The sequence below is a fragment of the Brachybacterium paraconglomeratum genome, from assembly GCF_003994255.1.
Taxonomy (GTDB): Bacteria; Actinomycetota; Actinomycetes; order Actinomycetales; family Dermabacteraceae; genus Brachybacterium; species Brachybacterium conglomeratum.
On sequence record NZ_ML133858.1, the window covers coordinates 98997 to 122442 of the forward strand.

A 23446-nucleotide genomic window follows, 5' to 3' on the forward strand; every position below is an offset into this window, starting at 1 on the left:
GAGATCGGAGGCCCGGCCGGAGCCGCCCCTCAGGCGGTCCCGAAGATGTCGTGCCGGCTGGCGGGGACCTCGTAGGGGACGAGGTCGTGCGGCGCGGTCGCGAGGCGGAACAGGCCCGACTCGACGTCCTGCAGGGTCTCCTCGTGGCCCGGCACCGGGATCACGAAGGTCGGGCAGCCGAGCGCCGCGGACTCCCACAGCGAGGTGGAGAACGTCCCGACCGCCATCGCGGAGCGCGTGATGGTGGTCAGCGTGTCCTCCTCGGCGATGTCCACGGCCTCCTCGAGGCCGGCGGCGGCGAGCTCGCGCCCGATGATGGTCCGCTGCGCGGGATGCGGGGCGATCACGACACGCATCTCCGGCCGCTCGCGGACGAGCTCCTGCACGAAGGCGAGGATCCGCCGCAGCACCCGCGGCTGGGAGACCACGCAGACGTCCCAGCGCTTCTCCTCGGTCGAGGGGCTCTCGATCGCAGCGGTGAGCTCCTCCTGCTGGCGGGGCACCACCACGTGCTCGTCGTAGACGTTGGTGCGCTCGGCCCAGAAGTCCGACCAGGCGTAGAAGCGGGACGCACCGTAGCGGGGCTTCTGCCCGAACCAGAACGACGGAGCGTACCGGCTGGTCAGCGCGTACTGGATGTCCGAGACCCGCGCCCCCGAGCGGGCGGCCGCCGCACCGATTCCCGCCCACCAGTGGCTCGAGGCGATCAGCACCTCCTCCGGCTGCACCCGCTCGAACACGGGCGTGAAGAACTCCCGCTCCGCGAGGAACTTCACCAGACGGTTACGCAGGTGGTCACCGAGATCGACGCGAATACCCAGCGCCTCGGTCAGCGCGGCCTCGTACGGGCGCGCATCCACCTCAGGCACACGCATGTGGGACCAGCGTCGCCGCCAGTCCTCCTTCCACTGCGTGAACTCCGCGAAGGGGTAGACCATGTTCGTCTCGTCCACGTCCGGATACCCTTCGGCCCCGGGCTGCACTACGAACAGCGTCTCGTCGTCGACGAACGGGGCAGTGCGGTAGCCGCTCTGGCCGCGCCGTGCGTAGTCGAACACGACCCGCTCGGCCCGAGGTGCCGTCGACAGACGCTTGCTGCCCGGGTACACGTCCAGGACCACGCCGCCGACGGCGGGCGCCGCGCCCCACAGCCCGGCGGCCTCGGCCAGCTGGATCACGAGCGCCGAGCGTCCGAGCTCCCACAGGTGCACACCGTCTGGCGTCGAGATGTCGAAAAGCCCGTGCTCCCTCTCCGCCGCGCACAGGCGCTCGAACATCTCGCCGTAGGACCACGGCGGCGCGATCCGTCGGCGCGACGCCCCGTCCCGCAGATCCACCCAGTCGTACTCGCCCCTCAGCCACACGGTGGGGCTCTCGGCGGTGCCGGTGTTGCGCAGCTGCACCCCTCCGGCCCGGTTGACCGGCGTGCCGAAGCTGTCCACGCCGGAGGTGACCGGGTACCACGGATGGCGCGGGATCTCGCGTCGGGTCGGAGCTCCCGGTGCTCGGGACAGGCCGGAGAGGATGCGCATCGTCGAGGCCGCGGCACTCGGGCCGATGTCCAGCAGCGGGGCGAGGATCGAGCGGGCATCGACGGGCCCGGCGGCGGTCTCGTCCTCGACGTCGAGATCCGCGGACCGGCCGAGCGGCACCTCGCCCTCGGTCGGGTTCGCCGAGGGCTGCGAGAGCGTCGCCCCCTCGGCGCCGGCGAGCTCGCGCCGGGCCCGGATCCGGGTGCCGACCGTGCCGGCGACGTCGCGCACCTTCCACACGACGTCCCGCGGGGCCCGCACGGCGAGATGGGCCAGCGCAGTCGGGGCGTGCAGCGGCAACGTCCCGCCCGAGGTCCCGAAGACGGTGTCCTGCGCCGCGGGCCGTCCGGCGCCGTAGCGGGCGTCGCGGCGCAGGTGCGCGAGCACGACGAGCTCGTGCTGGGCGGTGGTGCTGGCGAGATAGTGCCGGTCCCCGGAGCCGGGGGCGGTGGTGTACGAGATCACCACGGGGGCGGAGGCCTCGAACTCGATCCGGGTCGTGCCGCGCTGGGTCCGCACCTTGGCGGCCCGGGTCTGGACGCCGTCGTCGACCTGGACGTCGTGCAGCCCGACGGGCGAGGTCACGGTGAGCTGGTGGAGGCGACCGCCGCGGGTGCGGCGCGCACGATGCTCGATCTCCCCGGTCCCGATCGGCTCCTGCCCGTCGGTGGTGAACACGCTCGCGAGGTCGAGCGGCGCGTCGTGGGGGCCGAAGAACTCGCGGTACTGCTCGACGACGGCCGAGGGGGCGAACCGCTCGTCGTAGCGCTCCCGCGCGCGTCGTCCGAAGCGCTCCCGCAGCTCCGCGTCCGCGGCGACCTCGCCGAGCCGTGCCGCGAGCTGCTCGACGTCGCCGAGGGGGACGATGTACCCGCTGGCGCCGTCCTCGATCGCCTCGCGCGGGCCGAAGTCGAAGTCGTAGGAGACGGTGGGGCGTCCCTGGTACATCGCCTCCAGCAGCGGGTACGGGAAGCCCTCGGAGAGCGAGGACATCAGCACGATGTCCGCGGTGGAGTAGACGTCGTGCTCGGTGCCGAAGCCGGGCATGTGCACGCGGCCCCGGAGGTCGAGGGAGTCCACGAGCTCGCGGACGGCGACGTAGTAGGGGTTGTTGCGGTTGATGTTCCCCCACAGCGTGAGGTGGACGGACTCGTCCTCGATCAGAGACAGCGCCCGCACCGCGTCGAGCTGGTTCTTGCGGTGCTGGAAGGAGGCGGGCAGGGCGATGTTCACGCCCTCGTGCTCGACGCGCTGGATCGCCCCGGGACCCTCCCCGGGGAAGTTCGGGATGAACACCACGTCCTCGTCGGCGAAGGTCGGGATGAACTGCTGGCGCAGTCCGTCGGCGACCGTCTGCAGACGGTCGATGACGTCGCGGGACGCCATCAGCGGGTCCCAGAGCTCGGCATGGTGGAGGTAGTCGCCGTGGATCTGCAGGACGGTGCGGGGGCGGCGCGCGTCCCCGCCGAGCGCGTGCTGGAAGGCGAGGGCCTGCACCGGGGCGGTGAACACGATCGTGTCCTCCTCCGTGAGCGCGTCGTTGAGCTCCCGGAGGGCGGCCAGCTCGTTGGCCGTGAACTCGTAGTGCAGCGCGCCGAGGTCGCCGGCGAGCTCGGGGTGCGCGTTGCGGTGCAGCAGACGGCCGCCGTCGGCCGGCAGCGCACGCAGCGTGTAGGCGGGGACCTCGAGGTCCAGCGGCCACACCGGGAGCATCCGGTTGGCGACGTCGCCGGTGCCGAGGAAGCCCAGCACCGCCACCGCGTATCCCGCCGCACTCAGCCCGTTGCCCAGCTGGACGACGGACTTGTGGTAGCCGGTGGGTCCGGCGACCTCGTTGGTGCAGATCACGATCATTCGGGCGACAACCTTCCTCAGGTCACGGGGTCAGGAGAGAGTGCTCCACGGGGTCACCGTGCGGGGACGAGCGGCTCCGGCAGGAGGGCGTCGCGCGCGGGGAGGCGCGGGAGCCGGCCGGGCAGGTGGCTGAGCGGGTGGCGCAGGAACACCAGCGGGGACTGGCCGGAGCCGGCGTCCTGCGCGCCCTCGGTCCGCTCCACGAGGCCGAGCACGGCGCCCGCCTTCCGCAGCGGGGCACCGCCCCAGTAGCTGAGGAACGGACCGGCGGTGCTGCGGTCCCAGCCGAGCGCCGCCCGCAGCGCCGCCGGGGACAGCAGGTGCTCGTGGCCGAGCTCCGCCAGGGCGACGGCGCGCCGGGTCGCGTCCTCGGCGGTGTCGTCGTGGAACTCGGGCCACAGCTCGCGCGTGCGACGGGAGACCTCGGTGCCGAGGGAGCCGATGGCGAGGTCGCCGCCGTAGATCGCGGTGGGCGTGCCCTCGGCGGCGGCGTAGACCACTGCGGTGGAGAGCTGGTTGGACACGACGCGCCGCGCCCCGCGGACGAGGCGGAGGATCCGGCCGAGGAACTGCGGGTCGCGCCGCTCCCCCGCGCTGACGACGCGGTGGCCGTGCTCGCTCCAGACCTGCACCTTCTCGGGGCGGTCGAGGTCCTCGGGGTGGAGGCAGACGAGCGAGGGGCCGTCGCGCTCGGCGAGCTCGCGGGCGAGGTCCGCGTCGTCGTGCTGGAGCTTGACGAGGCGGGTGTCGTGGACGGGGAAGGCGACGGTCGCCCCGAGATCGGCGACGGTCTCGTCGGCCGTCAGCGCGCTGAGGTACAGGAAGGGCGCCCCGATCGGCGTGGTGAGGAAGGGGTCCTCGGCGGGGTCCCAGCCCCGCGCCCGGTGGCTCCACACCAGACGGCGCGCGGTGCGGGGAAGGCGCGCGAAGTCGGAGAAGTGCACTAGCGAGGGCGAGCGGACGGTCCAGCCGTGCTGGAGGAGCCCGTGGAGGTGGCGGACGGAGTCGAGCCCCGCGTGGAGGGCGAGGGCGGCGCTGTGCCCGTAGTAGTGGTTCTGGATGTCCATGGGGCTCAGCCGAAGATGTCGTGTCGGGAGGCGGGGACCTCGTAGGGGACGAGGTCGTGCGGGGTGCGCGCGAGGCGGAACAGGCCCGACTCGACGTCCTGCAGGGTCTCCTCGAAGCCGGGCACCTCGATGACGTAGGTCGGGCAGCCCAGCGCCGCGGACTCCCACAGCGAGGTGGAGAACGTCCCGACCGCCATGACGGAGCGCGTGATGGTGGTCAGCGTGTCCTCCTCGGCGATGTCGACCGACTCCTCGAGCCCGCTCGCGGCGAGCTCCTGTCCGATGATCTCGCGCTGCGCGGGATGCGGGGCGATCACGACACGCAGCTCGGGGCGCTCCGCCACCAGCTCCTGCACGAAGGTCAGGATCCGTCGCAGCACCCTCGGCTGCGAGATGACGCAGACGTCCCAGCGCTTCTCCTCCGTGCTGGGGGCCTCGATCGCGGCGGTCAGCTCGGGCTGCTGCCGGGGGACGACGACGTGCTCGTCGTAGACGTTGGTGCGCTCGGCCCAGAAGTCCGACCAGGCGTAGAAGCGGGTGGCGCCGTAGTGCGGCTTCTGCCCGAACCAGAACGAGGGGGCGTAGTGGCTGGTCAGCGCGTACTGGATGTCGGAGACCCGCGCCCCCGAGCGAGCGGCGGCGGCGCCGATGCCGGCCCACCAGTGGCTGGAGGCGATCAGCACCTCCTCCGGCTGCACGCGCTCGAACACGGGCGTGAAGAACTCCCGCTCCGCGAGGAACTTCGCGAGGCGGTTGCGCAGGTGATCGCCCAGGTCGATGCGGATCCCGAGCGCCTGGGTGAGCGCGGCCTCGAAGGGGCGCGCATCGACCTCGGGCACGCGGAGGTGGGACCAGCGCTGACGCCAGTCCTTCTTCCACTGCGTGAACTCCGCGAACGGGTAGACCATGTTCGTCTCGTCCACGTCCGGATAGCCGTCGGCGCCGGGCTGGACGACGAACAGCGTCCTGTCGTTCACGAAGGGGGCGGTGCGGTAGCCGCTCTGGCCGCGTCGCACGTAGTCGAAGACGACGGTGTCCGCGGACGGCGCGGTGGTGAGCCGCTTGCCGCCGGTGTAGACGTCCTGGACGGTGCCCTGCGCGGCGGCGAGGGGTCCCCACAGGCCGGCGGCCTCGGCCAGCTGGATCACCAGCGCCGAGCGTCCGAGCTCCCACAGGTGCACGCCGTCGGCCGTGGTGATGTCGAACAGCCCGTGCTCGCGCTCGGCGGCGCAGAACCGCTCGAACATCTCGCCGTAGGACCAGGGCGGGGTGATCCGGCGGCGGGAGGCGCCGTCGCGCAGCTCGAGCCAGTCGTACTCGCCCTGGATGCGGACCGTGGGCCGCTTCTCAGTGCCGGCGTTGGTCACCTGGACGCCGCCGCCGGAGTTGATCGGGGCGCCGAAGGAGTCGACGCCGCCGGTGACAGGGAACCAGGGGTGGCGGGGGATCTCGCGGTGGGTCGGCGCGGGCTCGGTGACCGCGACCGCCTTGACGAGCATCGAGGCGGCGGTGGAGGCGTAGGTCCTCGCGACCCGGCCGACGGAGCCCATCGCCTGGACGGGGAGCCCCACGGCCCTGCCGAGGCCGCCGAGGGCTCCCGCGGCGCCGCCGCTCGAGCCGGCGGGGGCCGACGGGGCCGACGGGGCGCCCGCTGATGCGTCGGGGGTCGACAGGTCGGCCTGCGCGTCGGGGTCCGATAGGGCGGCCGGTGCGTCGGCGGCAGCCGGCGGCACCTCGGTCGACGGGGCCCCGGCATCGGGCCCGGGCTGCGCCTCGGCCGACGGCTCGGAAGCGGACGTCGACCCCGTCTCGGCCTCCTGCGCGGTGCGCTCGGGCGCCCCGTCGGCAGGCGGCGTCTCGTCGCCCGAGGGCTTCGCGCCGCGGAGCGTGGGCAGGGAGGGCATGAGCTGGCGCAGCTTCCACGTCACGGCGTCGACGCCCTGGGCCCCGAACTCGGCCAGGTCCGACGGGGTGGTGCGCCAGGAGACGTGCTTGGCCCCGCCGCGCGAGGCGAGGAGCGTGTCGGCGACCGGCGGCGTGCCGTCGCCGTAGTCGGCGTCGCGGCGCAGCCGGGGCAGCACGGGGAGCGTCCCGCCGTTCGCGGGGCCGGCGAGGTAATGGCGGTCGGTGCCGCCGGGGATCGTGCTGAAGGAGACGACGCCGCGGCTCCCGACGGGGAACTCGATCACGGTGGCCCCGCCCACGCGGCGCACCGCGGGGCGGAGGATGCGTTCGCCGTCGTCCACCTGGACGTCGTGCAGGGCCGTGGCGGAGCGCACGGTGACCTGGTGCGTCCGGCGCAGGCCGGAGCGCGTGACGCGGTGGCTGATCGCGCCCGCGGGCACGGGCTCCTCGCCGTCGGTCGAGAACACGGCCGAGAGGTCGAGGGAGCGGCCAGGGGGCGGACCGATCACGGCGCCGTACTTCGCCACGACCGCCTCGGCGGAGAAGCGCTCGTCGAAGATCTCGCGGGCGCGTCGGCCGAAGCGCTCGCGCAGCTGTGCGTCCGCGACCAGCTCGTCGAGCCGGGCGACGAGGGCGTCCACGTCGCCGACGGGGACGATGAATCCGCTGCTGCCGTCCTCGACCGCATCCCGCGGCCCGAACTCGTAGTCGTAGGTGACGGTGGGCAGACGGTGGTAGGCGGCCTCGAGGAGCGGGTACCCGAACCCCTCGGACAGCGAGGTCATCAGCACGATGTCGGCGCTGGAGTAGACGTCCTGCTCGGTGCCGAAGCCCGGGATCGACACCCGGTCCCGCAGCCCGAGCGAGTCGATCAGCTCGTTCACCGCGATGAAGTACGGGTTCAGAGGGCTGATGTTGCCCCACAGGGTCAGGCGCACCGAGTCGTCCTCGAGCCGGGAGAGGGCCCGGATCGCGTCGAGCTGGTTCTTGCGGTGCTGGAACGAGGCCGGCAGCACGATCTCGACGCCGGTCCGGGGCTTGCGCACCACCTGCGCGGGATGGTGGATGTTGGGGATGCACACCACGTCCGCGGCGTCGAAGCGCGAGGCGAACTGCTCGTTCAGCCCCTCGGCGACGGTCTGGACCCGGTCGATCACCTCCCGCGCCTCGTCCACCAGCGCCCAGAGCTCGTCGTGGTGGCGGTAGTCGCCGTGCACCTGCAGCAGGGTGCGGGGGCGCCGCTCCTGACCGGCGAGGGCGCGTTGGAAGGCGAGGGCCTGGACCGGGGTCGTGAAGATCACGGTGTCCTCGGCGGTGAGCTCCTCGTTGAGCTGGCGCAGGGCCGCGAGCTGATCGGCGGTGAAGGCGTACGGCGTCGCGTAGACGCGCCCGGCGAGGACCGGATGGACGTTCGCGGCGAGCAGCCGGCCGCCCTCGGCGGGCAGGGTCTGGAGCGCATAGGCGGGGACCCCGGGATCCAGCGGCCAGCGCGGCATGGCGAGCTCGGCGCCGTCCCCCGCCCCCAGGAAGCTCAGGACTGCGAGCGGATATCCCCCACGATGCAGGGCGTTCGCGGTCTCCACCACGGACTTGTGGTAGCCGGTGGGGCCGGACAGCTCGTTGACGCAGATCAGGATCATGGTCCGCGCAGTCTATCCACGGGCCCCGCTCAGATCCGGTTCTTGCGAAGCGCCGCGAGCGCCCCGGTGACCAAGTGCACCGCTGCGCTCGGGACGGACAGCCGCTCCTGGCGGCGCAGCACCTGCCACACGGCGCGGATCGCACGGGTGCGGTCGGAGGAGTGCGAGTCCGCCTGCGCGGCGCGGTAGAGCGCCAGCGGCTCGTCGATCCCGGCGGCGGTGCCGCCCTCGCGCAGGATGCTCAGCCACAGCGCGTAGTCCTCGGCCCCGGGGACGTCCGGCATCGTCACCGGTCCCGTGCGCTCGAGGTCGACCACGGCGGTGAGGTTGCCGATGACGTTGCGGCGCAGCAGACCCTCGCGGGTGAGCTGCGTGGGGACGTGCACGATGCGGCCCTCGGACTCGAAATCCGCGCCGGTGCCGGCGAAGTCGGCCGACACACGGTGGTAGCCGCAGTACAGAAGTGACGCACCGCTCGTCCGGGCGAGATCGAGCTGCCGCTGCAGCTTCTCGGGGAGCCACAGGTCGTCCGCATCGCAGAAGGCGAGGAAACGCCCGGTGCCGCTGGCGATGCCCGAGTTTCGGGCCGCGGCCGGGCCGCCGCTGCGCTCCCGGCGGATGATCCGCACCCGCGCATCTCCCTCCGCGAGCTCCTCGGCGATGCGCACGGTGTCGTCCGTGGAGGCGTCGTCGACCACCACCAGCTCGAGGGAGCGGAAGGTCTGATCGAGTACGCTTGTCACCGATTGACGCAGGGTCCGCGCACCGTTGAACACCGGCATCACGACCGTCACCAGCGGAAGCGGATCCTTTGCGGTAGTCACGACGCACGATCATACCGACGCCCGAGGACGGCCCAGCCCGCCGCGCCCGTCCGGCTAGAGGAGAACGAACTTGGCAGATCAGAAGGCGGAGGTACCGCTCGCTCCGCGCCTGACATCCGCGGAGTCAGAAGCGCTCGCCGCGCGGGCGGGACTGGACGAGATGGGGGTCCGGCCCCCGCTGGGCCGCTACATCAAGCAGGTCTGGCAGCGGCGGTCGTTCATCTGGAACCTCTCCGCGTCCCGCGCGTACTCCCGCAACCAGGGCTCGTACCTGGGTCAGGCCTGGGCGATCCTGCGCCCCGTGCTCGACGCGGCCGTGTACGTGATCATCTTCGGCTTCCTGTTCCACTCCAGCGCGCCCGGCATCGAGAACCGCGCGGCGTTCATCACCATCGGCACCTTCACCTACTCCCTGTTCCAGACCTCGGTGATGTCGGGCCTGAACTCGGTGCCCACCAACCTGCAGCTGATCAGGTCGCACAAGTTCCCGCGCGCGGTCGTGCCGCTCGCGACGGTGATGACCGAGACCGTGCTGTTCGCCCCGATCCTGGTGGCGATGACGGCGGTCGTGCTGGTGACCGGCGTGCTGCCGGGCATGGGCGTGGTCGTGCCGACCTGGTCGTGGCTGACGCTCCCCTTCGCGGCCGTGCTGCTCGCGGTGTTCTCCGCCGGCGTGGCCATGTTCTTCGCGCGCCTGGGCGCGCGCGCCCCGGACATCGCCAACGCCATGCCCTTCATCCTGACGCTGGGTCGCTACGCCTCCGGCGCCATGTTCCTGATCTCGGCCATGGTCCCCGACGAGCTCTGGCTGAAGCCGCTCCTGCTGCACCAGCCGGTCGCGATCTACCTGGAGCTGTTCCGTGCGGCGTTCGGCAACGAGCCGCTGATCCCGATGACAGCGGGCCTCTGGCTCGAGGCCACCGCATGGGCGGTGGGCGTCTTCGCCATCGGATTCCTGTACTTCTGGCGCGCAGAGGAGACCTACGGTCGTGACTGAGGACATCGATTTCGAGATCGACCCCGAGAACCTCCCGGACCGCGTGGACCGCGACAAGCCGCTGGGCGCGCCGTCGGTGGTGGTCGACGACCTGCACATCACCTACCGCGTGTTCGGCGCCCGCCGCAGCGGGACCACCAAGCAGCGCGCCTCGCTGTGGGACAAGATGGTCAGCCTCGGCCGCCCCGACACCGGCCCGATCACCGAGGTGCCCGCCGTGCGCGGCGTGTCCTTCGTGGCCCATCACGGCGAGTCCATCGGCATCCTGGGCACCAACGGCTCCGGCAAGTCGACCCTGCTGCGGGCCGTGGCGGGGCTGCTGCCGCCGTCCTCGGGCCGGGTGTTCACCTCCGCCGAGCCGGAGCTGCTGGGCGTGAACGCGGCGATGCTCCCCCGGCTCACGGGCGAGCGCAACATCATGATCGGCGGTCTCGCCCTCGGGCTGAGCACCAAGGAGGTCAAGGAGAACATCCCGGGCGTGGCGGACTTCGCCGAGCTCGGCGACTTCCTGTACCTGCCGATGACGTCCTACTCCTCCGGCATGGCCTCGCGCCTGCGGTTCGCGATCTCGACGATCCGCACCCCCGAGATCCTCATGATCGATGAGGCCCTCGCCACCGGCGACGCCTCGTTCCGCAAGAAGAGCACCGCCCGGATCGAGGAGATCCGCGGCCAGGCCGGCACCGTGTTCTTCGTGTCGCACTCGCTCGCCTCCGTGCGGGCGATGTGCACGCGCGCGCTCTGGATCGACAAGGGCGTGCTGGTGGCCGACGGCGACGTCGACGAGGTCGCGGACCTCTACCACGCCTACGTGGAGGGCCGCACCGACGCCTCCTCCGGCGCGAAGCTGAAGTAGGGCCGACGGGCACAGCCCCCACGGGGCATCACCTGCGAACGGCGGGCCGGGCTATCTCTCGCCCGGCCCGCCGTTCGTCGTGGGTCCGCCGGTCAGCGGCCCGCGGAGTTCACCGCGACGCCCGCAGCGCCTCGCCCTTGGCCATCGCCAGGCCGCGCAGCTCCTCCTGGAACTCCACCATCCGCTCGCGCAGCTGCGCCGCGTGCTCGTCGCCGCCGGCGGAGAGGATCCGTGCGGCGAGCAGCCCGGCGTTGCGGGCCCCGCCGATGGACACGGTCGCGACCGGCACCCCGGCCGGCATCTGCACGATGGAGAGCAGGGAGTCCATGCCGTCGAGGTGCTTCAGCGGCACCGGCACGCCGATCACGGGCAGCGGGGTGAGGGAGGCGAGCATGCCGGGGAGGTGGGCGGCGCCGCCGGCGCCGGCGATCAGCACACGCAGCCCGCGCTCGGCGGCGCCGCGTCCGTAGGCGACCATGTCCTCGGGCATGCGGTGGGCGGAGACCACGTCGACCTCCACCTCGATCCCGAACTCGGCGAGCGCCTCCTCCGCGGCCCGCATCACGGGGTAGTCGGAGTCGGAGCCCATCACGATCCCGACCAGGGGGCGGGGTGCGGCGTCGGCGGTCATCGGGGGTCTCCCTCGGGGGTGGGGGCGGTGGGCGCGGCGCCCGCGTCGGGGCCGTCGATGATGAGTCGCTCGGCGCGGTGGGCGCGGGCGAGGAGGTCCTCGGCGTCGTCCCCGAGCAGGGTGACGTGGCCGATCTTCCGGCCGGGGCGCACCGACTTGCCGTACAGGTGGACCTTCAGTTGCGGCTCCTCGTCGAGGGCCGCGGCGGTGCCGGGGGCGAGGTCCTCGGCGCTGCCGCCGAGGAGGTTGACCATCACGGCCACGGGGGCGAGCGGCGCGGTCGCGCCGAGCGGCAGGTCGGCGACGGCGCGGAGGTGCTGCTCGAACTGGCCGGTGACGGCGCCGTCCATGGACCAGTGGCCGGTGTTGTGGGGGCGCATGGCGAGCTCGTTGACGAGCACTCGCCCGTCGGCCGTCTCGAAGAGCTCCACGGCGAGCATCCCGGTGACGCCGAGGTCCTCGGCGATCGCGAGGGCGAGGGTCTGGATGCGCTGCTGGGCGGCGTCGTCGAGGCCGGGCGCGGGGGCGACGACCTCGTAGCAGACCCCGTCCTTCTGGAGCGACTGCACCACGGGATAGGCACTCGCCTCTCCCCCGGGCCGGCGCGCGACCTGGGCTGAGAGCTCGCGGGTGAAGGGGACGAGCTCCTCGGCGAGCAGCTCGCCGTGGGTCCCGAGCCAGTCCTCGGCCTCCTCGGCGGCCTCGACGATCCGCACCCCGTGGGCGTCGTAGCCGCCGCGCGGCGTCTTCACCACGAGCCGGCCGCCGGCCTCGGCGAGCGCCTGCTCGAGCGCGGCGAGGCTCCCGATCCGCCACCAGCGGGGGCAGGGGTGCCCGAGCGCGGTGAGCCGCTCGCGCATGACGAGCTTGTCCTGGGCGTGGACGAGGGCGCCGGGTCCGGGGCGCACGGCGGCGAGCCCCTCCCCCGCGATCCCCTCGAGGATCGCGGTGGGCACGTGCTCGTGGTCGAAGGTGAGCGCGTCGACGCCGTCGGCGAGGCCGCGCACCGCCTGCTCGTCGTCGTGCCGGCCCAGCCGCACGGTCGCGGCGACGGCGGCGGCGCTCTCCTCCGGAGCGGTCGCGAGCACCTCGAGGTCGAGGCCCAGCTCGATCGCGGGGCCGAGCATCATGCGGGCCAGCTGACCTGCTCCGACCACCCCGATCCGACGGGCGGGAGCTTCCTCGAAAGCGGCGGGCTGAGCGGGGCGGGGCGGGGTCGAAGACACGGCCGCCAGTGTACTGAGGTCAGCCACGGGGCCGGGGGCGGCGCCGCACCACGGACCCCTGCGGGAGGGAGTCGAGATCGTCGCCGCCGGCGGCATGGCGGCCGACGGAGACGCCGCTGGGGGTCATGTCCGCGCGCTGGCCGCGGGGACGTCGCCCGGCCTTCTCACGGCGGCCCGACTCTCCGCCGGACTGCGCCCCGTGATCGTCCCCCGGCTCCTCGCCGGGAGCGGAGATCAGGAAGACGCCGAAGGTGGCGGGGTTCTCGGTGAGCAGCTCGAGGCGGCCGCCGTCGTCCTCGACGAGGGTGCGGGCGAGCGCGAGCCCGACCCCGGTGCCGCCCGAGGAGCGGCCGGAGACCGAGCGCTCGAAGATCCGTGCGCCGAGCTCGGGGTCGATGCCGCCACCCTCGTCGGTGACCTCCACGACGGTGGAGTGGTCGTTGCGCCGCACCTTCAGGGAGGTGCGCCCGCCGCCGTGGGTGAGCGCGTTCTCGATGAGGGTGGCGATGACCTGGGTGAGCGGCCCGGTCGAGCCCCACACGGCGGCGCTGCGCGGCACCTGGATGTGCAGCTCGCGGCCGGCGCGGCGGTAGGCCGGGGACCATTCCTCGCTCTGCTGGGTGAGCACGGTGCCGAGCTCGACCACGCCGGGGGTGCGTCGCTGGGAGGAGCGGGGAGCGTTGATGAGGTCGTGGACCACCTCGGTGAGGCGGTCGATCTGCTCGAGCGAGATCCGGGCCTCGTCGCGCACCCACTCCTCGGTGCTGGTCGCGAGGATCTCGTCCAGCCGCATCGAGAGCGCGGTCAGCGGGGTGCGCAGCTGGTGGGAGGCGTCGGAGGCGAGGCGGGACTCGGCCTCGAGGCGCTCGTTGAGCATCGCGCCGGAGCGGGCGAGCTCGATCGCGACCTCGTCGATCTCCGCGATGCCGGAGGGCTGCCAGGGGCCGCGGGCGCGGCCGGAGCCCATCTCCTCGGCGCGCCGGGCCAGACGGGCCAGCGGCAGGGAGATCCGCTGCGCCTGCCACAGCGCGACCGAGACGCCGATCGAGAGGGCCGACAGGCCCGCGACGGTGATCAGCACCCAGGCGCTCGCGGTGTGGGCCCGCACGTCGGACTGCGGGATGAACACGGTGATCAGCTGCCCCGAGGCACCGGTGGTGCTCCGCTTGACCGGGTCGTCGCCGGGAGGATCACCGGCCGTGGTGGTCTCCCCCTCGTACACCACGGTGACGGCGATGTTGAGATCGGTCTGCTCGTCGACCCGTCGCTGCAGGAGCGCCTCGTCGATGGTCCCGTCCTCCTGGAGGCGGGTCTCGGTGTCGATGCGCACCCGGTCCAGGATCAGGTTCGCCTGGTTGGCGATGTTCTGGTTCGCCAGCTGCAGCCACGAGATGCCCAGCGGGATGCCGAGCATCAGCACGACGAGGACCACCGTGATGATGGTGGCCTGCAGCACGCGCTGCCGCACGGGTCAGCTCTCCGTGCCGGTCTCGAAGCGGAAGCCGACTCCCCTCACCGTGGTGATCCGCCGGGGGTCCGTGGCGTCGTCACCCAGCTTGCGGCGCAGCCACGAGATGTGCATGTCGAGGGTCTTGGTGGAGCCCCACCACTCCGCACCCCAAACCTCGCGCATGAGGTCGTCGCGGGTGACGACGCTGCCGGACTCGCGCACGAGCACGGTGAGCAGGTCGTACTCCTTCGCGGAGAGGCTGAGCTCCTCCCCGTCGGCGTAGGCGCGACGGGCGGAGACGTCGAGGGTGACGCCGTTGACGTCGTAGTTGTCGCCGGACTCCTCGGTCGCCTGCGAGCGCCGCATGAGGGCGCGGATCCGCGCCTGCAGCTCGCCGAGGCGGAAGGGCTTGGTGACGTAGTCGTCGGCTCCCGCGTCCAGGCCCACCACCGCGTCGACCTCGTCGGCGCGGGCGGTGAGGATCAGGATCGGCGACTCGAGCCCGCCCTTGCGCAGGCGCCGGGCGACCTCGAGGCCGTCGAGATCGGGCAGGCCCAGGTCCAGGATGACCAGGTCGATCGGGTCCGGTCCGGCGGCGATCCCGAGCGCGTCCATCCCTCGGGAGGCGCGCGTGACGGTGTATCCCTCCCGGTCCAGGGCCCGGGAGAGCGGTTCAGCGATGGCCGAGTCGTCCTCGACGAGAAGCAGTCGTGTCACGTCAGCCATAGTACGTCCCGCCTCAGAGCCCGAGGTCCAGGGGTGCGGAGCCGTCGCGGCTCATCTCCTGCACCCGGACCGTGCCGATGCCGTGGAGGTCGACCTCCTCGCCCTCCCCGAGGGCGAAGCCGCCGGGCAGCGCCTGCGTGATCGCGGAGGCGGTGTCGGCGTCCACGAGCACCGCCCCCGGCCGGGCGACGGACTCCATCCGGGCGGCGAGGTTCACGGTGGGTCCGAACACGTCCCCGTAGCGGGAGAACATCGAGCCCCAGGAGAGGCCGACCCGCACGGGCGGGAGGTCGGGATCGGCGCCGATGATCTCGGAGAGGCTGACCGCGATCTGGGCGCCGTCCTCCGGCGTGTCGGCCAGGAACATGATCTCGTCGCCGACGGTCTTGACCACGCGCCCGCCGCCGACGGAGATGATGTCGCGGCTGAGCGACTCGAAGCGGCCGACCATGGCGGCGAGCTGCGTGCCGGGCATGTCCTGGGCCAGGCGCGTGAACTGGACGAGGTCCGCGAAGCCGACGGCCCGGTGCAGGGGGAACAGCTCGTCGGTGTCGCGGTGGAGCACCTCGCTGCCGGCGCGGGCGGCGTAGGCGGCGAGCTGGCGCCGGAAGGTGAACATGACCTGGGACTCGAAGGTCTCCAGCAGCTCGGGGATCTCGTCGAGCATCTGCTGGCGGGCCCGGGCGTCGTCGAGGCCGTCGGCGTGCTTGGCCTCGTCGACCAGCGCCTCGGTGATCCACATCGCGAGGCGTCCCATGTGGAAGCCCATGCCGCGGGAGATGCTCGCAAAGGCGCGCTCGGAGAGCACCCCGTCCTCGACGATCGCGGCGAGGTCGCCGATCGCCTGGGCGTCCTCGTCGGTGAACACCACGGTGTCCTCGTCCACGGGGGTGAAGCCGAGGGAGCGCCAGTACACGGAGGTGAGGCGCTCGGCGATCCCGTGCTGCTCGGCGAGGTCCCGGCGCGAGTACTTGCGCGGCCCCTGCAGGAGCACCTTCTCGAGCGCTCCGACGCTGCGGCGCACGGAGGAGAAGCGGCGGTTGAGGTCGAGGATCTCCTGCTCGTCGAGGGCGGTGAGCTCCGCGTCCTCCGCGGAGAGGTCCGGGAGCTCCTGGGTCTGCGTCGACGCCACGTCGACGGTCCCGGTGGGGAGGCGGGTCTCGCGGGCGTCGTCCGCACCCTCGAGCGCCTCGCGCTCCCCTCGCTCGTCCATCCCGTCGGTCACAGCGCGGTCCCTCGCTTCCGATTGCCCGGCTTCTCCATGCCTGCTCCTGCTCGTGTGCTCGTGGTCGGTGTGGTGGGGTCGTGCCCCGGCCGCGGGGTCAGGGCGCCGCGGGCCGCAGGTGCCGCACGTCGCCGACGTCGACGGCGATCCGCCCCTCCCCGTCCGCGCGGTCGAGCACGAGTCGCCCGTGCTCGTCGACGTCCAGGACGGCGCCGCGCAGGGTGGGCGGGGCGTCCGCTCCCGCTGCGGCCTCCCCCAGCGGGTCGACCCTCACCGTCCGCCCCAATGTGAGGCAGGTCATAGTGTAGCGGTCCCGGGTGCCCGCCGCGTCGCCGTCCCCCTGGGCGGACTCGAGCGCGGCGAGCTCCTCGCCGAGCGCGGCGACGAGCGCCTCCTCGAGCGCCACCCGCAGTCCCCGGTCCTCCGCCGGGCCGACGTCGGGGCGGAGGCCGGCCTCCCCGCGCAGCCAGGCGGCGCCCGGCACCGGCTCGCCGTCGCCGTCGAGGACCGGGCCGCGGAGGTTCAGGCCGATGCCGAGCAGCAGGTCCTCGGCGCCGCGCGCCTCGACGAGGATCCCGCCGAGCTTGCGGCCGTCGGCCGTGTGGAGGTCGTTGGGCCATTTCAGGCCGATCCGCTGCTCGCCGGCGGCGGCGGGCACCACCTGCTCGAGGGCGGCCACGGCGGCGAGCCCTGCGGCGAGCGGGAACCAGCCACGATCGGCGGGGCCGAGGGAGGTGCGATGGGCCCAGGTGAGGGCGAGGCTCGCGCCGTCCGGGCTCGCGAAGGCGCGGCCGAGGCGGCCCCGCCCGGAGGTCTGCCGCGTCGCGGTGACGGCGAAGGGCGGCGCATCCCCGGCGCGCAGGAGCGCGGAGGCCTCGTCCTGGGTCGAGCGGACCGCGCCGAGGCGGTGGATCCGCGGCGACGCGGTGCCCGTCCCCTCCGCGGAGGTGTCGGGCAGTGCCGGGACGTCCATGCGCTCCTCCTCCTGCGAGACCTGCGTGACGGATCGCTCCATCGTCGCGCCGCCCACTGCATCGTTCCTGGGAGCGGCGTGGACGGTTGCTCCGCGCCGGGCGCGGCGCCCCGGCCGGGGTCGGCCGCCGTCGGACCTGCGTAGCGTAGTATCCCGGTGTTCGAATCCCCCACAGCTTCAGGCGGCCGCAGGGCCGTCGCAGGAGGTCCCGTGACCGACGCCCCGCGGCCGCTCACCACCGCACAGCGACTCGAGGACCTGCGCGAGCGGGATGCCGCGGCGGTCTCCGCCGCGGACGACCTCGCCGTCCAGAAGCAGCATGCGCGGGGCAAGAAGACCGCCCGCGAGCGGATCGCGGACCTCCTGGACGACGGCTCGTTCGTGGAGACCGACCGCTTCGTGCGCCATCAGGCCAGCAGCTTCGGCATCGACGCCAAGCGCCCCGACGGCGACGGCATCGTCACCGGCTACGGCACCATCGACGGCCGCCAGGTGTGCGTGTACTCGCAGGACTTCACCGTCTTCGGCGGCTCGCTCGGCGAGGCCCACGGCCGCAAGATCCAGAAGGTCCAGGACCTCGCCCTGCGCACGGGCGTGCCGATCATCGGGATCCTCGACGGCGGCGGCGCCCGCATCCAGGAGGGCGTCGCGTCGCTGGCGATGTTCGCCGGGATCTTCAAGCGCAACACCCGCGCCTCGGGCGTCATCCCGCAGATCTCCCTGATCATGGGCCCGGCCGCGGGCGGCGCCGTGTACTCCCCCGCGCTGACCGACATCATCGTGATGGTCGAGAAGACCTCCCACATGTTCATCACCGGCCCCGATGTGATCCGCACGGTCACCGGCGAGGACGTCGGCTTCGAGGAGCTCGGCGGGGCGCGCACCCACTCCAGCCGCTCGGGCGTGGCCCATTACATGGCGCCGGACGAGGCCGAGGCGATCGAGTACGTCAAGGACCTGCTCAGCTACCTGCCGGCCAACACCCTCACCACCGCCCCGGCCTTCCCGGTGCAGGTCGAGGAGAGCCCGAACGCGGCGGACGCCGCGCTCGACTCCCTGGTGCCGGACTCCCCCAACCAGCCCTACGACATGCTCACGGTGCTGCGCACGGTGCTCGACGACGAGGAGTTCCTCGAGGTGCAGCCGCTGTTCGCGCGCAACGTGGTGGTGGGCTTCGGCCGCGTCGAGGGGCACAGCGTCGGCATCATCGCCAACCAGCCCTCGCACCTGGCCGGCACCCTTGACATCGACGCCTCCGAGAAGGCGGCCCGCTTCGTGCGCCTGTGCGACGCGAACAACATCCCGGTGCTGACCTTCGTGGACGTGCCCGGCTTCCTGCCCGGCACCGACCAGGAGTACGGCGGCATCATCCGTCGCGGCGCCAAGCTGCTGTACGCCTACGCCGAGGCGACGGTGCCGCTGATCACCGTGATCACCCGCAAGGCCTACGGCGGCGCCTACATCGTGATGGGCTCCAAGGAGCTCGGCGCGGACATCAACCTCGCCTGGCCCACCGCGCAGATCGCGGTGATGGGCTCCCAGGGCGCGGTCAACATCCTCCACCGCGGCGACCTGAAGCGAGTCGCCGAGGAGGGCGGGGACGTCGCCGCCGAGCGTCGGCGCTACGAGGCCGAGTACGAGGAGCAGTTCGCGACCCCGTACACCGCGGCCGAGCGCGGCTGGATCGACGGGGTCATCCGCCCGGCCGAGACCCGCGTCGAGATCACCCGGGCGCTGCGCGCGCTGCGCACCAAGCGCGACTCGCTGCCCACCAAGAAGCACGGGAACATCCCGCTGTGACCGCCGGGACGAGGACCGCCGCAGACGCGGCCGGGGCCGCGCAGGGCGCCGGGGCGTCCGGCGGCGCCGCCGTCGCCCCGTCCGACGTGCGCCTGGTCGCGGGCCGGCTCGCGCCCGACGAGCTCGCCGCGATCGCCGTGGTCGTCTCCGCGATGAGCGTCACCAGCCGGCTCGAGGCCGAGGAGCGCTCCCTGGCCGACGGCATCGGCGGGGCGAGCGCCTGGAGCTCCCCGGTGCACACCCATGTCGGCGGCCACACCGAGCGGCTGCGCCCCTCCAGCACCTGCTGGACCTTCACCGACCGCTGACCCGGCGACCCCGCCGGTCGGCCCGGAGCGCCGCCCTGTCGGCCCCGGCCCGGGAGGCCCGCCGAACGACCTAGACTGCGGCACATGTCCTCCCCGACCCCGGCCCGCACCCCCTCCGCCCTGGACGCGCTCGCCGACCGCTACGTCGACGACCTCGCCGCGCAAGACCCCTTCCTCGCCACGGAGCTCGGCATCGCCGGGCACGACGGCGAGGTCACCGACTACTCCCCCGCCGCGGTCGCCGCACGGGAGGACCTCGCCCGCGATCTGCTCGCCGCGATCGCCGAGGTGCCCGACGCCGATGACGTCGACGCCGTCACCCGCGCCGCCCTCTCCGAGCGGCTCGGCCTCGACCTCGAGCGCGCCGAGCAGCACCTGGACATCGCCGCCGTCAACAACCTCGCCTCGGTGCTGCAGTCCCGCGACGTGCTCGACCAGATGCCCACCGACACCGCCGAGGACTGGGAGGTGCTCGCCGCGCGGATGGCCGGCTTCCCCCGTGCGCTCGGCAGCTGGGCCGAGTCCCTGCGCGAGGCCGCGGCCGCCGGCACCGTCTCGGCGCGCCGCCAGCTGCTGCTGGGCGCGGAGCAGGCGCGCGGCTACGCGGCCGACGGCGGCTTCTTCGACGCCTTCGCGGGCGAGGCCGTCGGCACCGAGGCGCAGAAGGCGCAGGTGCGCGCGTCGGCCGAGCAGGCCCGCACCGCCTATCGCGAGATCGCGGGCGTGCTCGAGTCCCTGGTGCCGCAGGCACCGGAGGCCGACGCTGTGGGCCGGGACGCCTACCAGCTCCACTCCCGCACCTTCCTCGGCACCGAGATCGACCTCGAGGAGACCTACGCCTGGGGCGTGGAGGAGCTGCGCGCGATCATCGCCGAGCAGGAGCAGGTCGCCGCGCGGCTGAACGAGCGCTACGCCACCGGCGGCGGCACCTCCGTCGCCGCCGCGAGGCAGGCGCTCAGCGCCGACCCGGCCCGGCTCCTGCACGGCACCGACGCCCTGCAGGAGTGGATGCAGCAGCTCTCCGACTCCGCGATCCGCGACCTCGCCGGCACCCACTTCGACATCCCCGAGCCGCTGCACCGCCTCGAGTGCCGCATCGCCCGCACCGGCTCCGGCGGCATCTACTACACCGGCCCCAGCGAGGACCTCACCAGGCCCGGCCGCATGTGGTGGGACGTCCCGGCCGGGACCGAGGAGTTCCGCACCTGGGAGCAGACCACGACCGTCTACCACGAGGGCGTGCCCGGCCATCACCTGCAGGTGGGCATCCAGACCCTCCAGGCGACCACCCTGAACCGCTGGCGCGCGATGCTGTGCTGGGTCTCCGGGCACGGCGAGGGCTGGGCGCTGTACGCCGAGCGGCTGATGGAGCAGCTGGGCTATCTCGAGGACGACGGCGACCGGATGGGCATGCTGGACGCCCAGCGCCTGCGCGCCGGGCGCGTGGTGCTCGACATCGGCCTGCATCTGGGCCTCGCGATGCCGACCGGCCTGCCGGGCGCCGACGGCGGCGCCTGGGACGAGCGCACCGCCTGGGAGTTCATGACCGAGAACTGGGGCGTGGAGGAGGCCGAGCGCCGCTTCGAGCTGAACCGCTATCTGGGCTGGCCCGGCCAGGCCCCCTCCTACAAGCTCGGCCAGCGCACCTGGGAGCAGCTGCGCGAGCGCGCCACCGCGGCCGACTCCTCCCCCGCAGCGGTGCGGGACTTCCACCGCCGCGCGCTCGAGCTGGGCAGCCTGCCCCTGTCGGTGCTGGAGGGTGCACTGTGAGCGCCGCCGCGCACGACCCGTCGGCCGGGGCGGCGAGCGCTCCGAGCGCCGACCCGATGCTCGACCCGTCGGCCGGCGTCGAGGAGCACGAGCCGCTGCTCCTGCTCGCCTCCGCCTCCGCCGGGCGCCGCGCGACCCTCGCCGCGGCCGGCATCGAGCACCAGACCCTGCCTGTCGACCTCGACGAGGACGGGATCCTCGCCGCGGCGCGCGCGGCCGCCGGCGATGCACCGCTCGCCCCTGCCGAGGAGGTGCTGCTGCTGGCCCGTGAGAAGGCGCTCGCGGCGACCGCGCGCAGCGAGGGCGGCTACGTGGTGCTCGGCGGCGACTCGATGCTGGAGATCGACGGCGAGGTCGTCGGCAAGCCCCACGAGCCGGCACGGGCCGCGGAGCGCTGGCGCGCGATGCGGGCACGGACCGGGGTGCTGCACTCGGGCCACTGGATCGTGGACGACCGCGATCCGGAGGACGGCGGCACCGGGGCGACCTTCGGCGCGACCGCGTCCTGCGCCCTGACCTTCGCGGACCTCTCCGACGAGGAGATCGATGCCTATGTCGCCACCGGCGAGCCGCTCGGCGTCGCCGGCGGCTTCACGATCGACGGCCGCGGCGGCCCCTTCGTCGAGTCCGTCGAGGGGGACCCGCACGCGGTGGTGGGGCTCTCGCTGCCGCTGCTGCGCCGTCTGCTCGCCGACATCGGCCTGGGGATCCACGAGCTGTGGACACCGGTCGACGACGGCTCCGCGGAGGGGTCCGCGCCGGAGGACGATCCCGCGCCCGTCCCCGACGTGCCCGACCGGTCACGGCCTGCCGCTCCCTGAGGGTCCGCGGTACTACACTCGACCTCTGCTGCACTCCCCGGAAGGAACCTCCGCCTCATGGCCCCTCGACCCGCCAAGCCCCGCCCCCTGTCCACGGTGCTCATCGCCAACCGTGGGGAGATCGCGGTGCGCGTCGCCCGGGCCTGCAAGGACGCCGGCCTCCGGTCGATCGCCGTGTACGCCGACCCGGACCGCGACGCGCTGCACACCGTGATCGCCGACGAGGCGTACGCGCTCGGCGGCAGCACCGCGGCGAGCTCCTACCTCGTCGTCGACAAGATCCTGGACATCGCCAAGCGCTCCGGCGCCGATGCGATCCACCCCGGCTACGGCTTCCTCTCCGAGCGCGCCGACTTCGCCCAGGCCGTGATCGACGCAGGCCTGACCTGGATCGGCCCGCCGCCCGAGGCGATCGAGAAGCTGGGCGACAAGGTCTCCGCCCGCCACATCGCCCAGAAGGCCGGGGCCCCGCTCGTCGCCGGCACCAAGGACCCGGTCAAGAACTCCGACGAGGTCGTCGACTTCGCCCGCGAGCACGGCCTGCCGATCGCGATCAAGGCCGCCTTCGGCGGCGGCGGGCGCGGTCTGAAGGTCGCCCGCGAGGAGTCCGAGGTGCGCGAGCTGTTCGACTCCGCCGTGCGCGAGGCCGTCGCCGCCTTCGGCCGCGGCGAGTGCTTCGTGGAGCAGTTCCTCGACTCGCCCCGCCACGTCGAGACCCAGTGCCTGGCCGACATGCACGGCAACGTGCAGGTCGTCTCCACCCGTGACTGCTCCCTGCAGCGCCGCCACCAGAAACTCGTCGAGGAGGCGCCCGCGCCCTTCCTCACCTCCCAGCAGCGCGCCCAGCTGGTCACCTCCTCCAAGGCGATCCTGCGCGAGGCCGGCTACGTCGGCGCCGGCACCTGCGAGTTCCTCGTCGGCAAGGACGGCACGATCTCCTTCCTCGAGGTCAACACCCGCCTCCAGGTCGAGCACCCCGTGACCGAGGAGGTCGCGGGCGTGGACCTCGTGCGCGAGCAGCTGCGCATCGCCGCCGGTGAGCAGGTCAGCGAGGAGGATCCCGTCACGCGCGGCCACTCCTTCGAGTTCCGCATCAACGGCGAGGACCCCGGCCGCGGCTTCATGCCCTCCCCGGGCCGCATCCAGCGCTACGACGTGCCCTCGGGCCCGGGCGTGCGGATCGAGTCGGGCGTGCGCGCCGGCGACGAGGTCTCCGGCGCCTTCGACTCGATGCTCGCCAAGCTCATCGTCACCGGTGCGACCCGGCAGGAGGCGATCGAGCGCTCCCGCCGCGCCCTGGCCGAGTTCCGCATCGACGGCATCCCCACCGTGCTGCCCTTCCACCGCGCGGTGATGGAGGACCCGGCCTTCACCCCGGAGGACGCCGAGGAGCCCTTCTCGGTGCACACCACCTGGATCGAGACCGAGTTCACCGGCGACCTGCCCGCCGCGCCGCTGCCGGCGCAGCCGGAGGAGCCCGAGGACCGCGAAGCCGTGGTCGTCGAGGTCGACGGGCGCCGCGTCGAGATCAGCCTGCCCGCCTCCCTGCGCGCCCCGCAGGCCGCGGTGCGCCAGCGCCGCAAGCGCCAGCACCGCGGTGCCGGCGAGGGCGCCGCGGGCGGCAACGGCGTGACCGCGCCGATGCAGGGCACGATCGTCAAGGTCGCCGTCGAGGAGGGCCAGACCGTCGCCGACGGCGATGTGCTGGTGGTGCTCGAGGCGATGAAGATGGAGCAGCCCATCACCGCCTCCCGCTCCGGCGTGGTCAAGGGCCTGAACGCCGAGATCGGCGCGACCGTCTCCGCCGGCGCGGTGCTCTGCTCGATCGAGGACTGACCCGG

17 protein-coding genes are annotated in these 23446 nt (G+C 73.2%); 7 read left to right on the plus strand and 10 right to left on the minus strand.

Annotated elements, in window-relative coordinates; all coding sequences use genetic code 11:
* Positions 1–29: 29 nt before the first annotated feature.
* The 4 genes from DS079_RS12695 to DS079_RS12710 are packed head-to-tail and all read right to left on the minus strand — an operon-like array spanning position 30 to position 8822.
* Complete coding sequence (locus tag DS079_RS12695; protein WP_126988252.1) at positions 30–3386, minus strand: glycosyltransferase; 3357 nt, start codon at positions 3384–3386, stop codon at positions 30–32.
* A 53-nt stretch (positions 3387–3439) separates the two neighbouring features.
* Positions 3440–4453, minus strand: a complete 1014-nt coding sequence (locus DS079_RS12700) for a hypothetical protein (protein ID WP_126988253.1) — start codon at positions 4451–4453, stop codon at positions 3440–3442.
* Between the two features lie 5 nt (positions 4454–4458).
* On the minus strand, positions 4459–7998 hold the full coding sequence (locus DS079_RS12705; protein WP_126988254.1) for a glycosyltransferase family 4 protein: 3540 nt from the start codon (positions 7996–7998) through the stop codon (positions 4459–4461).
* 29 nt (positions 7999–8027) lie between these two features.
* The gene (locus DS079_RS12710) at positions 8028–8822 is read right to left on the minus strand and encodes a glycosyltransferase family 2 protein (RefSeq protein WP_241237645.1); all 795 of its coding nucleotides are present in this window, start codon (positions 8820–8822) and stop codon (positions 8028–8030) included.
* Positions 8823–8892: 70 nt separating this feature from the next.
* Between DS079_RS12710 and DS079_RS12715 the strand changes: the two genes are divergently transcribed.
* Entirely contained in the window at positions 8893–9819 is a 927-nt protein-coding gene (locus DS079_RS12715; protein WP_241237646.1) for an ABC transporter permease, read from the plus strand.
* The gene (locus DS079_RS12720) at positions 9812–10675 is read left to right on the plus strand and encodes an ABC transporter ATP-binding protein (protein WP_010549832.1); all 864 of its coding nucleotides are present in this window, start codon (positions 9812–9814) and stop codon (positions 10673–10675) included. Before DS079_RS12715 ends, DS079_RS12720 begins: the two co-directional genes overlap by 8 nt.
* 109 nt (positions 10676–10784) lie before the next feature.
* Here DS079_RS12720 and purE read toward each other — a convergent pair whose 3' ends face one another.
* From purE to DS079_RS12750, 6 genes are all read right to left on the minus strand, one after another.
* Positions 10785–11306 carry a 5-(carboxyamino)imidazole ribonucleotide mutase gene (purE, locus tag DS079_RS12725; RefSeq protein ID WP_126988255.1) on the minus strand — a complete coding sequence of 174 codons (522 nt, stop codon included), beginning with the start codon at positions 11304–11306 and terminating at the stop codon, positions 10785–10787.
* Positions 11303–12532, minus strand: a complete 1230-nt coding sequence (locus DS079_RS12730; protein ID WP_126988256.1) for a 5-(carboxyamino)imidazole ribonucleotide synthase — start codon at positions 12530–12532, stop codon at positions 11303–11305. Before DS079_RS12730 ends, purE begins: the two co-directional genes overlap by 4 nt.
* 19 nt (positions 12533–12551) lie before the next feature.
* Entirely contained in the window at positions 12552–14000 is a 1449-nt protein-coding gene (locus tag DS079_RS12735; protein ID WP_126988257.1) for an ATP-binding protein, read from the minus strand.
* A gap of 3 nt (positions 14001–14003) precedes the next feature.
* Complete coding sequence (locus tag DS079_RS12740; protein WP_010549836.1) at positions 14004–14708, minus strand: response regulator transcription factor; 705 nt, start codon at positions 14706–14708, stop codon at positions 14004–14006.
* A 13-nt stretch (positions 14709–14721) separates the two neighbouring features.
* Positions 14722–15933, minus strand: a complete 1212-nt coding sequence (locus tag DS079_RS12745; RefSeq protein WP_241237647.1) for an adenylate/guanylate cyclase domain-containing protein — start codon at positions 15931–15933, stop codon at positions 14722–14724.
* A gap of 97 nt (positions 15934–16030) precedes the next feature.
* Positions 16031–16906, minus strand: a complete 876-nt coding sequence (locus DS079_RS12750; RefSeq protein ID WP_241237648.1) for a biotin--[acetyl-CoA-carboxylase] ligase — start codon at positions 16904–16906, stop codon at positions 16031–16033.
* Positions 16907–17116: 210 nt separating this feature from the next.
* Here DS079_RS12750 and DS079_RS12755 point away from each other — a divergent pair, with 210 nt between their 5' ends.
* The 5 genes from DS079_RS12755 to DS079_RS12775 all read left to right on the plus strand — a co-directional run bounded on the left by DS079_RS12755 (position 17117) and on the right by DS079_RS12775 (position 23441).
* Positions 17117–18706: an acyl-CoA carboxylase subunit beta gene (locus DS079_RS12755; RefSeq protein ID WP_126988259.1), complete on the plus strand. Its 1590-nt coding sequence runs from the start codon at positions 17117–17119 to the stop codon at positions 18704–18706.
* Positions 18703–19014, plus strand: a complete 312-nt coding sequence (locus DS079_RS12760) for an acyl-CoA carboxylase epsilon subunit (protein ID WP_126988260.1) — start codon at positions 18703–18705, stop codon at positions 19012–19014. Before DS079_RS12755 ends, DS079_RS12760 begins: the two co-directional genes overlap by 4 nt.
* Positions 19015–19098: 84 nt before the next feature.
* Entirely contained in the window at positions 19099–20784 is a 1686-nt protein-coding gene (locus tag DS079_RS12765) for a DUF885 domain-containing protein (RefSeq protein WP_126988261.1), read from the plus strand.
* A gap of 56 nt (positions 20785–20840) precedes the next feature.
* The gene (locus DS079_RS12770; protein WP_126988309.1) at positions 20841–21605 is read left to right on the plus strand and encodes a Maf family protein; all 765 of its coding nucleotides are present in this window, start codon (positions 20841–20843) and stop codon (positions 21603–21605) included.
* Positions 21606–21662: 57 nt separating this feature from the next.
* The gene (locus tag DS079_RS12775; protein ID WP_126988262.1) at positions 21663–23441 is read left to right on the plus strand and encodes an acetyl/propionyl/methylcrotonyl-CoA carboxylase subunit alpha; all 1779 of its coding nucleotides are present in this window, start codon (positions 21663–21665) and stop codon (positions 23439–23441) included.
* Positions 23442–23446: the final 5 nt, after the last annotated feature.

What these genes read in the sequence shown, in the direction of transcription:
- DS079_RS12695 (WP_126988252.1), bottom strand. Translation starts at nt 3,386, where the DNA reads ATGATCGTGATCTGCACCAACGAGGTCGCCGGACCCACCGGCTACCAC.
- DS079_RS12700 (WP_126988253.1), bottom strand. Translation starts at nt 4,453, where the DNA reads ATGGACATCCAGAACCACTACTACGGGCACAGCGCCGCCCTCGCCCTC.
- DS079_RS12705 (WP_126988254.1), bottom strand. Translation starts at nt 7,998, where the DNA reads ATGATCCTGATCTGCGTCAACGAGCTGTCCGGCCCCACCGGCTACCAC.
- purE (WP_126988255.1), bottom strand. Translation starts at nt 11,306, where the DNA reads ATGACCGCCGACGCCGCACCCCGCCCCCTGGTCGGGATCGTGATGGGC.
- DS079_RS12740 (WP_010549836.1), bottom strand. Translation starts at nt 14,708, where the DNA reads ATGGCTGACGTGACACGACTGCTTCTCGTCGAGGACGACTCGGCCATC.
- DS079_RS12750 (WP_241237648.1), bottom strand. Translation starts at nt 16,906, where the DNA reads ATGGACGTCCCGGCACTGCCCGACACCTCCGCGGAGGGGACGGGCACC.
- DS079_RS12765 (WP_126988261.1), top strand. Translation starts at nt 19,099, where the DNA reads ATGTCCTCCCCGACCCCGGCCCGCACCCCCTCCGCCCTGGACGCGCTC.
- DS079_RS12770 (WP_126988309.1), top strand. Translation starts at nt 20,841, where the DNA reads ATGCTCGACCCGTCGGCCGGCGTCGAGGAGCACGAGCCGCTGCTCCTG.
- DS079_RS12775 (WP_126988262.1), top strand. Translation starts at nt 21,663, where the DNA reads ATGGCCCCTCGACCCGCCAAGCCCCGCCCCCTGTCCACGGTGCTCATC.